The organism is Kribbella sp. NPDC056345 (genome assembly GCF_042262745.1).
GTDB lineage: Bacteria > Actinomycetota > Actinomycetes > Propionibacteriales > Kribbellaceae > Kribbella.
In genome coordinates this window covers 120,771-135,089 of the sequence record NZ_JBHJQQ010000010.1, presented here as the reverse complement: position 1 = coordinate 135,089, position 14,319 = coordinate 120,771, and the positions used below count along the sequence as shown (strand labels likewise).

Sequence of the window (14,319 nt, the reverse complement as noted above, 5' to 3'; positions counted from 1 at the left end):
TAGTCATGCGCACCAGAACTCTCCGGCGGATCGCCCTGTCGATCGCCGCCGTCCTGACCGCCGCGGTGGGTCTCACCGCATCCGCCCAAGCCGGGTCGACCATTCCACCCGGCGACTACCAGCAGATCTCGCTCGCCAGTGGTGGCAACGAACTCGGCGAGGCGATGTCGCTCGCCGTAATGCCCAACCGATCGGTCATCCACACCGCCCGCGACGGCTCGGTCCGGATCACCGACGTGAACGGTACGACGTCTCTGGCCGGCAAGCTCAACGTCTACACCCACGACGAGGAGGGCCTGCAGGGTGTCGCGGTCGATCCGAACTTCGCGACGAACCGCTATGTCTACTTGTACTTCTCCCCACGACTGAACACCCCCGACGGCGACGCACCGACCGAGGGTACGCAGGCGACCTGGGACGCCTGGAAGGGCGAACTGCACCTCTCGCGGTTCACGCTGGCGGCCAACAACACCCTCGATCTGGCCAGCGAGAAGATCGTCCTGCGGGTGCCGAACGATCGCGGCCAGTGCTGTCACGTCGGTGGTGATATCGACTTCGATGCCGCTGGCAACCTTTATCTGACCACCGGCGACGACACCAACCCGTTCCAGTCCGACAGCTACACCCCGATCGACGAGCGGACCAACCGCAACCCGCAGTTCGACGCGCAGCGCACCTCGGGCAACACGAACGACCTGCGCGGCAAGGTGCTCCGGATCAAGCCGCAGCCCGACGGGACCTACACGATCCCGTCCGGCAACCTGTTCGCGCCGGGGACCGCACAGACCCGCCCGGAGATCTACGCGATGGGCTTCCGGAACCCGTTCCGGATGAGTGTCGACAAGGCGACCGGCATCGTCTACCTCGGCGACTACGGCCCGGACGCCGGCGTCACGAACCCGAACCGCGGTCCCAACGGCCAGGTCGAGTTCGACCGGATCACCGCGCCGGGCAACTTCGGCTGGCCCTACTGCACCGGCACCAACACCACCACGGAAACCTACAACGACTACCAGTTCCCCAGCGGCCCGTCGGGTGCCAAGTTCAACTGTGCAGGCGGCCCCACCAACAACTCCTTCCGCAACACCGGCCGAACCACGCTGCCGCCCGCCCAACCGGCCTGGATCCGGTACGCCGGTGACGCCGGAACGCCGCCCGAATTCGGCACCGGTTCGGAGTCACCGATGGGTGGGCCCGTCTATCGGTACGACGCCAATCTCAACTCGCCGGTGAAGTTCCCCGCCTCGCTCAACGGCCGCTACTTCGCCGGAGAGCTCGGTCGCCAGTGGATCAAGGCGATCGAGGTGACCGGTACCGGCGGCGTCGGCGACATCGGCGCGTTCCCCTGGAACGGCACCCAGGTGATGGACATGGCCTTCGGCCCGGACGGCGCCCTCTACGTCCTCGACTACGGCACCGGCTCGAACAACCAGGCACTGTGGCGGATCGAATACATCGGCGCCCAGAACCGCAACCCGATCGCCAAAGCCTCCGGTACGCCGACCTCCGGCGGGCGTCCACTCACCGTGGCCTTCTCCTCCGCGGGAAGCTCCGATCCCGAGGGTGGCGCGCTGACCTACCGCTGGACCTTCGGTGACGGAGGCACCTCCACGCAGGCCAACCCGTCGTACACCTACAACACGGCCGGCAACTTCACCGCGACGCTGACCGTGACCGATCCGACCGGGCTCACCGGCTCGGCCAACGTCCAGATCAGCGTCGGGAACACAGCCCCGACCGTCACCCTGCAGACACCGATCGACGGCCAGCTGTTCTCGTTCGGGGACACGGTTCCATTCCAGGCGACTGTCACGGATCCGGAGGACGGCACGATCGACTGCTCGCGGGTGAAGGTGACCTACTGGCTCGGTCACGACGCCCACGACCACGAGATCACCTCGAAGACCGGCTGCAGCGGTTCCATCGCCGTACCGGTCGATGGTGAGCACGATCCGGCGGCCAACGTGTACGGCGTCTTCACCGCGTCGTACACCGACAACGGCGGACTGACCTCGGTCGACAAGCACAAGCTGCAGCCGCGGCACCGCCAGGGCGAGCACTTCTCCGCACAGTCCGGAATCCAGCTGGCCGACCACGGGGCGGCCGAAGGCGGGAAGACGGCCGGGTTCATCGACAACGGCGACTGGATCTCGTACACGCCCTACGCGGTCAGCAACGCCACGTCGATCACCGCACGCGTCTCTTCGGCCGGTCCTGGTGGCACGCTCGAGGTCCGCGCCGGGTCGGCGACCGGAACGCTTCTCGGTACGGCGACCGTGCCGAACACCGGCAGCTGGGACACGTTCACCAACGTCAGCGCCAACCTGAGTAACAGGCCGGCCGGGACGACCACCTTGTTCCTGGTCTTCAAGGGCGCCACCGGTCAAGGCAGTCTCTTCGACGTCGACGCCTTCACGCTCAACCCGTCCAGCTCTGGCGGCAGCACGACCGAGGGTGAGGCGTTCACCTCGCAGTCCGGCGTACAGATCGCCTCGCATGCCGGCGCCAGCGGCGGCGCGACGGTCGGCTTTATCGAGAACGGCGACTGGGCCGGCTACTCCGGAGTGAGCACGGCCGGGATGCGCGGGTTCAGTGCCCGCGTCTCGTCGGGTGGATCGGGCGGCACGCTCCAGATCCGCGCCGGCTCGGCGACCGGCACGTTGCTCGGGTCGGTCGCCGTACCGGTCACTGGCGGCTGGGAGAACTTCCAGACCGTCTCGACCACCTTGAACGCGTCAGCAAGTGGTGCGTTGTTCCTGTCCTTCGTCGGCGGCGCCGGAAATCTGTACGACGTCGACACCTTCACCGTGACTCCTTGAGGGGCCTGCCATGACTACTTTCACACGTCGTACCGCATTGATCGCCGGTGGAGCGCTGGCCGTCGGCTGGAACGCCCTTCCGGCCTGCGCGGCGCCGTACCAGGTGCTGGTGTTCAGCAAGACGGCCGGTTTCCGGCACGATTCGATCCCGGCCGGTATCCAGGCGATCCGGGATCTGGGCGCGGCGAACGGGTTCACCGTGACCGCGAGCGAGGACAGCAACGTGTTCACTGCGTCGTCGCTGGCGGCGTACAAGGCCGTGGTGTTTCTGAGCACGACCGGGGACGTCCTCAACGCCACCCAGCAGGCGGCCTTCGAGTCGTACATCAACGGCGGCGGCGGGTACGTCGGCGTGCACGCGGCCGCGGACACGGAGTACGACTGGCCGTACTACGGGCAACTGTGTGGGGCGTGGTTCCACAGTCACCCTGCGATCCAGCAGGTGACCGCGCGCGTCGAGGACCGCACGCATCAGTCGACGGCCCATCTCGGCGCGACGTGGGTGCGCACGGACGAGCTGTACAACTACCGCACCAACCCGCGGCCGAATGTGCGCGTGCTGATCAACCTGGACGAGTCGACCTACACCGGCGGGAACATGGGTGATCATCCGATCGCCTGGTACCACGCGCAGGGCTCCGGCCGCTCGTTCTACACCGGCTTCGGGCACACGATCGCGTCGTACGGCGATGCCTCGTTCCGCCAGCACCTGTTGGGAGGCATCCAGTACGCCGCTGGCGCCACGTCCACGCCGCCGGTCATCCCCATCGAGGGGGAGGCGTTCACGTCCCAGTCAGGCGTTCAGGTGGCCCCGCACAACGGTGCCAGCGGCGGCCGGACACTCGGCTACATCGACAACGGCGACTGGGCCGGGTATTCGCAGGTGAACACGGCCGGCAAGACCAGCTTCACCGCCCGCATCTCCTCAGGCGGTGCAGGTGGGACGATCCGGATCCGCTCGGGTTCGGCGACCGGGCCGGTGCTCGGGACGGTCGCCGTACCGGTCACCGGCGGCTGGGAGAACTTCCAGACCATCTCCACCACGCTGACCCCGGGCACGGGTGCCCTGTTCCTCACCTTCAGCGGTGGATCCGGCGCCCTGTTCGACGTGGACAACTTCACGGTGAGCTGAGCGGAGGACCGCCCCACTCACCACCCGTCCGTGCAGGGGTTGGTGAGTGGGGCAGGTCCGTGAATTAGGGTGCTCGGCATGGCTGATGACCAGACCACCGCCAACACCACCGACAAGCCCGCGAGCGAGGAGAAGAAGCCGGCGACGCCGGTGGACGATCTGGTGGCGACGCGGCACACGCTGACCATCGGTGGGCGCGAGCTGAAGTACACCGCGACCACCGGGCGGATCGTGCTGCGGGAGGAGGTGCTGACCGACGGCAAGTCCGAGGGGTATCAGCCGAAGGCGGAGGTGTTTCTCACCGCGTACACGCTGGATGACGCCGACGCGGCCGAGCGGCCGGTGACGTTCGCGTTCAACGGTGGTCCCGGTTCGTCGAGCATCTGGCTGCACCTCGGGCTGCTCGGGCCACGGCGGGTCGTCTCCGGGGACGCCGGTGCGGTGGCAGCGCCGCCGTACGGGCTGGTGGACAACGACGAGAGCCTGCTGCTGCACAGCGACCTGGTCTTCATCGACCCCGTGTCGACCGGGTTCTCGCGGGCTGTCGAGGGTGAGAAGCCTGGCGAGTACCACGGTTTCACGCGCGACCTTGAGTCCGTCGGCGAGGTGATCCGGCTGTGGACCTCGCGGAACGGGCGGTGGATCTCGCCGAAGTTCCTCGCCGGTGAGTCCTACGGTACGACGCGCGCCGCCGGGCTGGCCGCGCATCTGCAGACGCGGTACGGGATGTACCTGAACGGCGTGATGCTGATCTCCGCCGTACTGGAGTTCGGGACCCTGGACTTCTCCCCCGGCAACGATCTGCCGTACACGCTGTTCCTGCCGACGTACGCCGCCATTGCGCACTACCACGGGCTGATCCCGGACCGGACGCTCGAGGAGCTGCTCGCGGACGCCGAGCGGTTCGCCGCCGGGCGGTACCCGAATGCGCTTGCCCAGGGCAACCGCATCCCGGACGACTACCGAGCCGAGGTGGTGACGCGGCTCGCTGCACTGACCGGGTTGAGCGAGGACTACATCGACCGCGTCGATCTGCGGATCGAGCACCAGCGCTTCTACACCGAGCTGCTGCGTTCCCAGCGCCGTACGGTCGGTCGTTTGGACGGCCGGTTCACCGGCTGGGAGGTCGACTACGCCATCGACGCAACCCCGAACGACCCGTCGTTCGCCGCGATCATCGGTCCGTATTCAGCGGCGCTGAACCACTACGTCCGCTCCGAGCTCGGCTACGAGAACGACCTGCCGTACGAGACGCTCAGCTGGGAAGCCGCGAAGAACTGGTCGTACAAGGAGTTCGAGGGCCAGCAGATCACCGTCGCCGACAAACTCGCCGAGGCCCTCCGCACCAACCCCCACCTCAAGGTCCACGTAGCCTCCGGCCACTACGACGGCGCCACCCCGTACTTCGCCACCGAACACACCCTCGCCCGCCTGAAGATCCCCCGCGAACTGACCGCGAACATCGAGGTCAAGTACTACCCGGCCGGCCACATGATGTACGTCCACGAGGAATCCCGCATCCAGCAGTCGGCCGACCTGGCCGCCTTCATCGCGACCGCCGGTCGGACAGGGCGAACAGACCAGTAGCGATCAGGCAGACCCAGATGTAGACGTTGCCGAAGAGCTTCTCGATGAACCCGCGATCGCTTGCGGCTTCGCCGGTGAGAAGCTCCCAGGTGACGCCGCCCAGGAACGAACCGAGCCCGAACAAGGCCACCCGTCCGATGAACCACCGCCACGTCCAGTCGGTGTTGAAGTCCAGCAAATTCCGCGCCACGCTCGGCGTGCGCTTCACATCCCCACCCTCGCTCATCAGCGCAGTGTGACAGGCGACGGGGCTACGGGTAGATGCGGAAGCCGGAGAACGTGCGGTGGTGCTCGTACGACGCGTAGAAGTTCTCGGCGGTGTCGGTGACGAGGTCGATACGCTGTGCACCGGTGAGTGGGTGGGCGTAGTCGATCAGGGCGCGGCCGATGCCCTGGCGGCGGTAGTCCACGTGGGTTGCCATCATCGACAGGTACGACGCGATGTGGCCGTCGCTGAGCAGGTAGGCGAAACCGATCACCAGCTCACCGTCGAGTGCGACCACCGTCGTCACGCCCGGTGCGGTCAGGGTCGCGTGTGCGCGGTCGAGGTCGGCGCCGAAGCTCGGCCAGCCCTCGGCATCGCACAACGCGACGATGCCGGCCAGGTGTGACTGCTCGTACCGCTGGACGTTCACGGCAGAGTCAGAATCTCGGCGCCGGTGTCGGTGACGACCAGCGTGTGCTCGAACTGTGCGGTCCGGGACTTGTCCTTGGTGGTGGCGGTCCAGCCGTCGTCCCACAGGTCGTAGTCGTACGTCCCCAGCGTCAGCATCGGCTCGATGGTGAACGTCATCCCCGGCTCGATGATGTCGTCGAAACGCTCGTCGTCGTAATGCGGGATGATCAGCCCGGAGTGGAACGACGTCGCGATGCCGTGACCGGTGAAGTCGCGGACGACGCCGTACCCGAAGCGCTTCGCGTAGGACTCGATCACGCGGCCGATGATGCTGACCTGGCGGCCGGGCTTCACTGCCTTGATCCCGCGCATCAGCGCTTCGTGCGTGCGCTCGACGAGCAGCCGGCTCTCCTCGTCGACGTCGCCGACCAGGAACGTCGCGTTGGTGTCGCCGTGCACACCGTCGAGGAACGCGGTGATGTCGACGTTCAGGATGTCGCCGTCCTCGAGCGGGCGGTCGTCCGGGATGCCGTGGCAGATCACCTCGTTGACCGAGGTGCACAACGACTTCGGATAGCCGCGGTAGCCCAAGGTCGACGGGTACGCACCACGCTCGACCAGGTAGTCGTGGCCGACCGCGTCGAGCTCGTCGGTCGTCACCCCCGGCTTCGCGGCCGCACCGACAGCCTGCAGCGCCTGCGCGGCGAGTTTGCTCGCGACCCGCATCTTGTCCACGAGCTCCGGCGCCGTCACGTACGAACCGTCGTACGGCGTCGGGGCCGGCTTGCCGACGTATTCGGGGCGCGGAATGACGGCAGGAACTTCGCGGCGCGGCGAGATGGTGCCGGGAGTAAGGATCGACATGGTGGGAACATCTTAGTGAGCGATACCAAGACTTCCGGGAGGTGGTCATGTCCAAGAGCGACGATCACAGCAACGAGTGGTACTACAACACCAAGACCGGCGAGGTCGAGCCGTACCAGGGCGCCAAGTCCGGCGACCGGCTCGGACCCTACAGTTCACCGGAAGAAGCGGCCCGGGCGCTGGAAATAGCGCAGGAACGCAACGAGGCCTGGGAGAAGCAGAACAAGGACTGGGAAGACGACTGAAAGCCGAAGGGCACCGCCACAACGGCGGTGCCCTTCGGTTTTCGGGTACGGAATCAGCGGGCAGCGGCCCGACGGGCCGGCGCCTTCCGCGCGGGTGCCTTACGAGCCGGGGCCTTACGGGCCGGGGCCTTCTTGGCGACCGTCTTCTTGGCCGGCGCCTTCTTCGCCGCGACCTTCCGCGCCGGAGCCTTCTTGGCAACGGCCTTCTTCGCGGGGGCCTTCTTGGCGGCGACCTTCTTGGCCGGAGCCTTCTTGGCCACGGTCTTCTTGGCGGTGGCCTTCTTGGCCGGCGCCTTCTTCGCAACCGTCTTCTTGGCGACGGTCTTCTTCGCGGCGACCTTCTTGGCCGGAGCCTTCTTCGCCACGGTCTTCTTCGCCACCGTCTTCTTCGCGGTGGTCTTCTTGGCGGCGACCTTCTTGGCCGGAGCCTTCTTCGCGACAGTCTTCTTGGCGGTGGCCTTCTTCGCCGGGGCCTTCTTCGCCACCGTCTTCTTGGCGGCGGTCTTCTTTGCCGCACTCACCTTCTTGGCGACTGTCTTCTTCGCTGCAACCTTCCGCGCGGTCGTCGTCTTCGCGGCGGTGGTCTTCTTCGCGACAGTCTTCTTGGCGGGAGAAGCCTTTTTGGCTGTCGCCTTCCCTGCGGCTGCCTTCTTGGCTGGCACTTCTGCCTCCTTGTGCGGCTGAGGAAAACCACGGTGGATTCCTCGTCGTCAACGATGATGACAACACTTGGTGGCTTCGTAAAGCACCCGAAACACCTTCGGGTCAAGGCGACGCACGGCCGCGACTGCGAAGAATTTCCGAAAAGCGTTGTGCAGAAGGGTTTCCACGACACCCGAAGGACACCGAAGGGCTTCCAGAATTTCTTCACGACACGCGCACAAAAGTCGTGTCGAACGGCCGTTTGGCACAGTGTTGTCGTCGGCAACAGACTTCGGACGGAGAGTTGAAGTGATGCGAGTAGTGAGTCTCGTGCCGTCGTTGACGGAGTCGATCGCGGTCACGCACGCACCTCTTCTCGTCGGTGCGACGGACTGGTGCACACACCCCGCGGACCTCGATGTGACACGTGTTCGCGGCACGAAGAATCCTGATCTCGAACGGATCCAACAGCTCGCACCGGACCTCGTGATCGCCAACGCCGAAGAGAATCGCGCTGTCGATCTCGACGCGTTGCGTGCACTCGGCATCGACGTGTGGCTGACGTCGATGACGACTGTCGACGAAGCACTCGATCAACTCGACGAGCTGCTCACCGCGATCACCGGCGACGTGCCGTCGTGGTTGCGCGATGCACGAGCAGTGTGGAGTACGCCGTACTCCGGTCCGCGCCGTCGTGCCGTCGTACCGATCTGGCGGCGGCCGTGGATGGCATTGGGACGGGACACGTTCGCCGGTGATCTGCTCACCCGGATCGGGGTCGACAACGTGTTCGCGGAATCGGGCGAACGCTATCCACGGTTCGACCCCGAAACATTGCCGCCGTACGACGTCGTGGTGTTGCCGGACGAGCCTTATGCGTTTGCACCCGACGACGGTCCGGAGGCATTTCAGCAGCCGGCGAAGTGCGTCTCCGGGCGGCACCTGACCTGGTACGGACCGTCACTGGTCGAGGCGCGAGCCGTGCTCAGCGAACAGCTGGCGTGACGTACGACACGATCCCTGCCGTCTCAACTAGACAGTTAGGTTTGCCTCACCTACGCTCAGCGCGTGCCGGAAATGACCGCGAAGAAAAAATGCTGCAAGGACAAGCCGAGGTGCAAGAAGTGCCCGGTGGTCCTGAAGCGGCTCGCTGATGCCGGCTGCGCGGAGCGCCTCGACCGGGTCCACTACAAGGTCGACAAGAAGGTCCCCAAGAAGGTTCTGAAGGAAGCCCGCTCCCGGTAACAGCTGGTTCAGGACGCGCGGCGCAGAGTGATCGCGTCGGCCGCCTGCCGGAGCAGACCGGGGATCGTGACGTGGGCGGCCTGGCCGGTCGCCTCGAGGTCGTCACCCCACCACCAGCCGTGCGCGCTGATCGTCTGCAGCTCCAGCTCCTCCTGGTTCGCGAACGTGACGTCGACGGTGTCGACCGCCACCGCGAAGAACGTCTGCTGCTGAATCATCCGGGCGCCACCCCACTCGAACTCGATCGTGTTCGCCGCGACCGGCGTACCGAGTGCGTCGGCGGGCAGCACGATGCCGACCTCCTCGCGCAACTCCCGGCAGGCAGCGTCCGCGATCGACTCGCCGGCCTCGACCCCGCCGCCGATCGTGAACCAGTACGGAACGTCGGGTTTCAGCGGATCCCAGCCGTGCAGCAACAGGACTTTGCCGTCCGGACGCACCGGCAGCACACGAGCCGTCGTCCGGCGGACGACGGTACCTGGAGGTGGCAACCGAGATTCACTCACACCACAAAACGCTAGACGACTTCGCACACCTCGTGCCGTGCAACGCGGCGCGTCTCACTAGTTGTTGCCGTCGACATCTACGATCGAACGTATGAGAGCTCGTATCGGTCTAGGCCTTGCGGCGGTCGGTCGGCCGGGGTACATCAACCTTGGCCACGACGAGGATCTGCCCGCCGGCCGGGCGGTCGAGGATCTGCGGCAGCGCACGCACGAACTGCTCGAGCTGGCCTGGCGATCGGGTGTTCGCTACTTCGATGCCGCGCGTTCGTACGGGCTTGCCGAAGAGTTCCTCGGTGAGTGGCTGACTCCGGAACGTCGTACCCAGCTGACCGTCGGTTCCAAGTGGGGCTACACCTATGTCGCGGACTGGCGGCACGACGCCGAGACGCACGAGGTGAAGGATCACGCGCTCGCGACGTTCGAGCGGCAGTGGCCGGAGACCCTGCAGGCATTGGGTGGTACGCCGGACTTCTATCTCGTGCACAGCCTCACGACGGACAGCCCGGCGCTCGGCGACGAGAAGTTGCTGAACCGGTTACGCGAGCTCGCGGACACCGGCGTACGGGTTGGTTTGTCGACGAGTGGGCCACAGCAGGCGACTGCGTTGCGGAAGGCACTTGAACTCGATGGGCCGTTCACCGCGGTCCAGTCCACCTGGAACGTGCTGGAGACCTCGGCCGGCGCCGCGCTCGCCGAAGCGCATGACGCCGGCTGGTTCGTCGTGGTGAAGGAAGCGGTTGCCAACGGGCGACTGACCGCGAAGGCAGGCGAGACGCCGTTCAACGTCTTCGCACGCCAGCACGGCATCGCGCCGGACTCACTGGCGATCGGTACGGCGGCCGCGCAGCCGTGGGCGGACATCGTCCTCAGCGGCGCGACCACTGCCGAACAGCTCGAGAGCAATCTGGCCTTCCGGACCGACGGGCCGCTGACCGAGTTCGTCCAGCAACCCGAGGAGTACTGGACCGAGCGCTCAGCACTCCCCTGGATCTAGAGATGGCTCACAGGGGGTTGCGGAAGATGCGCACCGGCATCGTGATTCTGGTGCTGCTGGTGGTCGTCGGTGGCGGTGGGTACGTCGGCTGGGTGCTCGTCCAGCGCTCCGAACCGGTGTCGCTGCCCGCACCGACCGGGCAACTGCAGGTCGGCCGGCAGACCTTCGAGTGGAGCGACACCGCTCGCAAGGACCCGTACGTCGCGGGGCCGCGGAGGCTGGCCGTCTGGGTCTGGTACCCGGTGGCGAAGGGGGTCACCGGACGTAAGGTCGCGTACGCGCCGGGGCAGTGGAGCGGCCTGCAGGAGAAGGCACCGCTCTCGATCCTGCAGGGGCCGCTCGACAGCCTGCGCGACCCTGCACTGGATCACGCCGAGGTCGCTCCGGGCCGGTTCCCGGTGGTGGTTCTGTTGCCTGGCGAGGGGATGTCGGCGCCGATGTACGCCACGCTCGCCGAGAACCTCGCGAGCCACGGATATCTCGTCGCCGGCGTCACACCGACGTACAGCGCGAAGCTCACTGTCCTCGGCGGGCAGACGCTCGAGAGCATGCCGGCCGCCGTACCGCCGAGCCCCGACGACAACTCACCGGGCGGATTGCAGACCGGCGATCATCTGGTCGGCACGTGGGCGGCCGACGCGCGGTTCGCGGCGGCGACAGTGGCGAAGGAGTTGCCGGAGAGCGTGGATCCGACGTTCGGTCCGTCGTACGTCGGGCATGCGTTCGGCGGCGCGGCTGCGTTGGAGGCCTGCCGGACCGATGCGCGTTGCGCGGCGGCGGTCGACCTGGACGGGCGACAGTTCGGTGAGGTGGTGAAGAAGGGCGTGCAGGCACCGATCATGCTGCTCGGCGCCGACGACTCCTGCATCACCAGCGTCTGCGGCCCCGACGCCAAGTCCGACACCGACCGGGCCCGCGCCCTATCGTTGCTCAAGGCAAGCAACAACACGTCGTGGTGCGCAACCGTCCCCGGCACCCGCCACCTCAACTTCACCGACTACGGTGCCTACTACCTAGCCTGGCCCCTCCGCCAACGCCTCCCCTTGGGCACCGCCAACCCCCGCCACGCCCTAACCATCCAGAACGGCTACCTCACCACGTTCCTAGCCCACGCCCTCCACAACACCCCAACCCCCGGCGCTCCCGCCTGCGCGTCCTAGAGATCGAGTTCGTAGGTCTGGCCGGTGAGCTCTTCGCCCCAGTCGGAGTGGGGTTCGGAGCCGGTGAGGCGGAAGCCTCGGGCCAGGTAGATGTGGCGGGCGGCGACCAGGGGGTCGTTGGTCCACAGGACCATGCGTTTGTAGCCGGCTGCGCGGGCGAAGGTCAGGCAGGTGTCGACGAGTTCGGCGCCGAGGCCGCGGCCGCGGGCGGCTGGGGTCAGTAGCAGGAGGCGCAGCTGGGCGGTGGCTTCGTCGGGGCCGCGGACGCAGAAGATGCTGCCCACGCGTTCACCGTCGGCCTCGGCGATCCAGGCGGCCTCGCGGCGGTCGTCGTGGTCGGTCGCGTACGCCGCGACGATCTGCGCGATCAGCGCCTCGTAGGCGAACCCCCAGCCGTACTCGGCCGCGTAGGTCTCGGCGTGCGACTGCACCACCCAGCCCAGATCGCCCGGAACACCCAGCTTCCTGATCATCGAACCCGTCCAATCTACTGACACGACTGTTTCAGTAGTCCATACTAAGCACGTGCCAACCCTGAAGGAAACCCCCTCCGCACGAGAGCAAGAACTGCTCGAGCGCGCCTACGAGTACTCGCTCGGCCACGGCCTGGCCGATCTCTCGCTGCGTCCGCTCGCCACCGCGATCGGCTCCAGCCCGCGAGTGCTGCTGTTCCTGTTCGGCAGCAAGGACGGCCTGATCCGCGCGTTGCTCGCCCGCGCGCGCACCGACGAGCTCGACCTGCTCCGGCAGATCGACAGCCGGTACGACGAACCGCCCGGCCTGACCGTGGTCGCGCGGGAACTGTGGACGTGGCTGGCCGCGCCGGAACGCCGGCCGCTGATGGCGTTCTGGGTGGAGGCCTACGGGCGGTCGCTGGTCGTTCCGGACGGGCCGTGGGCCGACTACGGCCGGTCGACGGTCGAGGACTGGCTCGAGTTGCTCAAGGCCAGTGAGCCGGACGCGGCCGAGGCGCGACGTACCGGCGTACTGGCGATGTTGCGGGGTGCGTTGATCGACCTGCTGGCGACCGGCGACCTGGAACGCACGACCGCCGCGGTCGACGCCTACTTACGGGATTAGTTCGAAGGTGACATTGCGCTTGACGATGTCGGCCTCCACGAGCTTCACGCGGACCGCCTTGCCGAGCGGAAGGGGCGCCGTACCGCTGACTCGTCCTTCGACCGCGTGTGCGGAGAGGACGACGATGCCACGGTTCGGTTCGCGGTCGTCGACGTCGGTGATGACGCCGTCGAACTCATCGCCGATCTGACCTTGCAGCAGACCGGCCTCGACCATGCCGACGATCGCGCGTTCGTAGGCGTTGGCGCGACGGTCGGCCTCCTCCATGATCTTCGGCAGCTCGTCCATCGACTCGCGGACCCACGCGGGGACCTCGGTCCCGGCCGACAGCGCCAGGCAGATCTCGCCGGTCCAGCGGTCGATCAGGCGCCGCAGCGGCGCGGTGACATGGGCGTACTCGGCCTTCATCGCGGCGTGCTGCGGATGCTCCGGCACACTCCCCGCGAACGTCACGTACCCAGCACCGCGGAACAGCACCGTGCAGGCCGCAAGCATCGCCGCGTGCGCCGGCACCTTCGGGTCCAGTCCGTGGATGAATTCGGCGTACGTCGTCTCGCGGGGCCAGTCGATGCCGAGTGCCTTCGCGGTGTGTCCGAGCTTGTTGCGCAGGTCGTTGCGGGCCTCCGGGAGCGTCCGCAGGATGCCGATCTTGCCCTTCACCATCAGGTCGGCCGCGGCCATCCCGGTCAGCAGCGAGATCTGCGCGTTCCAGCCCTCGACCGGAAGCGGCGCGCGGAACTCCAGGCTCCAGCCGTCCTCGGAGGTGACGACCTCCTGGTCGGGGATCGGCAGGTTCACGCCGCCGCGTTCGAGCTCGAGCTGCTCGCGGAGCTTGCCCACCTCGCGCAGCAGCTGCAGCGACTCCGACGCCGTACCGGCATCGAGGTCCTGCTGGACACCGGCGTAGTTCAGCTTGGCGCGCGACTTCACCAGGGCCCGCTCACACGTCACGCCCGTGGTCTCACCGCGCGCGTTGAGTGGAACCGTCCACAGCAGCGCGGGCCGGACCTGGTCGGGCAGCAGCGACGCCTCACCCTCGGACAACTCCGGCGGGTGCAGCGGCGTCCGCTTGTCCGGCGCGTACAGCGTGACGCCCCGGCGACGCGTCTCGGCGTCGATCGGGTCGCCGTACTGGACGAACGCGGCGACATCGGCGATCGCGTAGTGCACGACGTACCCGTCGCCGGCGCGCTCGATGTGCAGTGCCTGGTCGAGGTCCATCGAGTCCGGCGGATCGATCGTCACGAACTCCAGGTCGGTCCGATCCAGCGCCGGCAACCGCGGCGCCGTACCGGCCGCCAGGGCCGCGGCCACGACCTCGGGCGGGAACTCCGCCGGTACGTCGAGCTCCCGGCGGATGTCCTGCAGCGACGACCGGAACACGTCCGGCACATCGGCAACGAACCTGACCTTCTGCAATGGCATGGGG

Annotated in this window: 16 protein-coding genes; 9 read left to right on the top strand and 7 right to left on the bottom strand. The window is 67.1% G+C overall.

Annotation, left to right across the window (positions count from 1 at the left end; all coding sequences use genetic code 11):
- Positions 1-5 precede the first annotated feature (5 nt).
- The 3 genes from ACFCV3_RS31245 (at position 6) to ACFCV3_RS31235 (ending at position 5,538) form a co-directional block, all read left to right on the top strand.
- On the top strand, positions 6-2,819 hold the full coding sequence (locus ACFCV3_RS31245; protein ID WP_376035924.1) for a carbohydrate-binding protein: 2,814 nt from the start codon (positions 6-8) through the stop codon (positions 2,817-2,819).
- 10 nt (positions 2,820-2,829) lie between these two features.
- Positions 2,830-3,951 carry a ThuA domain-containing protein gene (locus tag ACFCV3_RS31240; protein WP_376035922.1) on the top strand — a complete coding sequence of 374 codons (1,122 nt, stop codon included), beginning with the start codon at positions 2,830-2,832 and terminating at the stop codon, positions 3,949-3,951.
- A 78-nt stretch (positions 3,952-4,029) separates the two neighbouring features.
- A complete protein-coding gene (locus ACFCV3_RS31235) occupies positions 4,030-5,538 on the top strand; it encodes a S10 family peptidase (RefSeq protein WP_376035920.1) in 1,509 nt (502 codons plus the stop codon).
- Here ACFCV3_RS31235 and ACFCV3_RS31230 read toward each other — a convergent pair.
- The 3 genes from ACFCV3_RS31230 to map are packed head-to-tail and all read right to left on the bottom strand — an operon-like array spanning position 5,498 to position 7,018.
- Positions 5,498-5,764, bottom strand: a complete 267-nt coding sequence (locus tag ACFCV3_RS31230) for a hypothetical protein (protein WP_376035918.1) — start codon at positions 5,762-5,764, stop codon at positions 5,498-5,500. The two genes, ACFCV3_RS31235 and ACFCV3_RS31230, sit on opposite strands and share 41 nt — an antisense overlap.
- A gap of 25 nt (positions 5,765-5,789) precedes the next feature.
- Positions 5,790-6,173 carry a GNAT family N-acetyltransferase gene (locus tag ACFCV3_RS31225; protein ID WP_376035916.1) on the bottom strand — a complete coding sequence of 128 codons (384 nt, stop codon included), beginning with the start codon at positions 6,171-6,173 and terminating at the stop codon, positions 5,790-5,792.
- On the bottom strand, positions 6,170-7,018 hold the full coding sequence (gene map / locus ACFCV3_RS31220) for a type I methionyl aminopeptidase (protein WP_376035914.1): 849 nt from the start codon (positions 7,016-7,018) through the stop codon (positions 6,170-6,172). The genes ACFCV3_RS31225 and map overlap by 4 nt, the downstream gene beginning before the upstream one ends.
- A gap of 47 nt (positions 7,019-7,065) precedes the next feature.
- Between map and ACFCV3_RS31215 the strand changes: the two genes are divergently transcribed.
- Positions 7,066-7,263, top strand: coding sequence for a hypothetical protein (locus tag ACFCV3_RS31215; protein WP_376035912.1), 198 nt, complete (start codon positions 7,066-7,068; stop codon positions 7,261-7,263).
- A 53-nt stretch (positions 7,264-7,316) separates the two neighbouring features.
- On the opposite strand, the gene ACFCV3_RS31210 is transcribed toward ACFCV3_RS31215, so the two are convergent.
- Complete coding sequence (locus ACFCV3_RS31210) at positions 7,317-7,925, bottom strand: histone H1-like repetitive region-containing protein (protein WP_376035910.1); 609 nt, start codon at positions 7,923-7,925, stop codon at positions 7,317-7,319.
- A gap of 292 nt (positions 7,926-8,217) precedes the next feature.
- Here ACFCV3_RS31210 and ACFCV3_RS31205 point away from each other — a divergent pair, with 292 nt between their 5' ends.
- Together ACFCV3_RS31205 and ACFCV3_RS31200 are read left to right on the top strand one after the other, a co-directional pair.
- Positions 8,218-8,910 carry a helical backbone metal receptor gene (locus ACFCV3_RS31205; RefSeq protein WP_376035908.1) on the top strand — a complete coding sequence of 231 codons (693 nt, stop codon included), beginning with the start codon at positions 8,218-8,220 and terminating at the stop codon, positions 8,908-8,910.
- Between the two features lie 63 nt (positions 8,911-8,973).
- Complete coding sequence (locus ACFCV3_RS31200; RefSeq protein ID WP_165952739.1) at positions 8,974-9,150, top strand: hypothetical protein; 177 nt, start codon at positions 8,974-8,976, stop codon at positions 9,148-9,150.
- Positions 9,151-9,158: 8 nt separating this feature from the next.
- Here ACFCV3_RS31200 and ACFCV3_RS31195 read toward each other — a convergent pair whose 3' ends face one another.
- Positions 9,159-9,656, bottom strand: coding sequence for an NUDIX hydrolase (locus tag ACFCV3_RS31195; RefSeq protein WP_376035906.1), 498 nt, complete (start codon positions 9,654-9,656; stop codon positions 9,159-9,161).
- Positions 9,657-9,747: 91 nt separating this feature from the next.
- On the opposite strand from ACFCV3_RS31195, the gene ACFCV3_RS31190 reads away from it, so the two are divergent.
- Positions 9,748-10,650, top strand: a complete 903-nt coding sequence (locus ACFCV3_RS31190) for an aldo/keto reductase (protein WP_376035904.1) — start codon at positions 9,748-9,750, stop codon at positions 10,648-10,650.
- Between the two features lie 2 nt (positions 10,651-10,652).
- Positions 10,653-11,810 (top strand): hypothetical protein, encoded by a 1,158-nt coding sequence (locus ACFCV3_RS31185; protein ID WP_376035902.1) that lies wholly within the window; start codon positions 10,653-10,655, stop codon positions 11,808-11,810.
- On the opposite strand, the gene ACFCV3_RS31180 is transcribed toward ACFCV3_RS31185, so the two are convergent.
- Complete coding sequence (locus tag ACFCV3_RS31180) at positions 11,807-12,283, bottom strand: GNAT family N-acetyltransferase (protein WP_376035900.1); 477 nt, start codon at positions 12,281-12,283, stop codon at positions 11,807-11,809. The two genes, ACFCV3_RS31185 and ACFCV3_RS31180, sit on opposite strands and share 4 nt — an antisense overlap.
- 52 nt (positions 12,284-12,335) lie before the next feature.
- Here ACFCV3_RS31180 and ACFCV3_RS31175 point away from each other — a divergent pair, with 52 nt between their 5' ends.
- On the top strand, positions 12,336-12,890 hold the full coding sequence (locus tag ACFCV3_RS31175; RefSeq protein ID WP_376035898.1) for a TetR/AcrR family transcriptional regulator: 555 nt from the start codon (positions 12,336-12,338) through the stop codon (positions 12,888-12,890).
- On the opposite strand, the gene ACFCV3_RS31170 is transcribed toward ACFCV3_RS31175, so the two are convergent.
- Entirely contained in the window at positions 12,879-14,315 is a 1,437-nt protein-coding gene (locus ACFCV3_RS31170; protein WP_376035896.1) for an RNB domain-containing ribonuclease, read from the bottom strand. The two genes, ACFCV3_RS31175 and ACFCV3_RS31170, sit on opposite strands and share 12 nt — an antisense overlap.
- Positions 14,316-14,319: the final 4 nt, after the last annotated feature.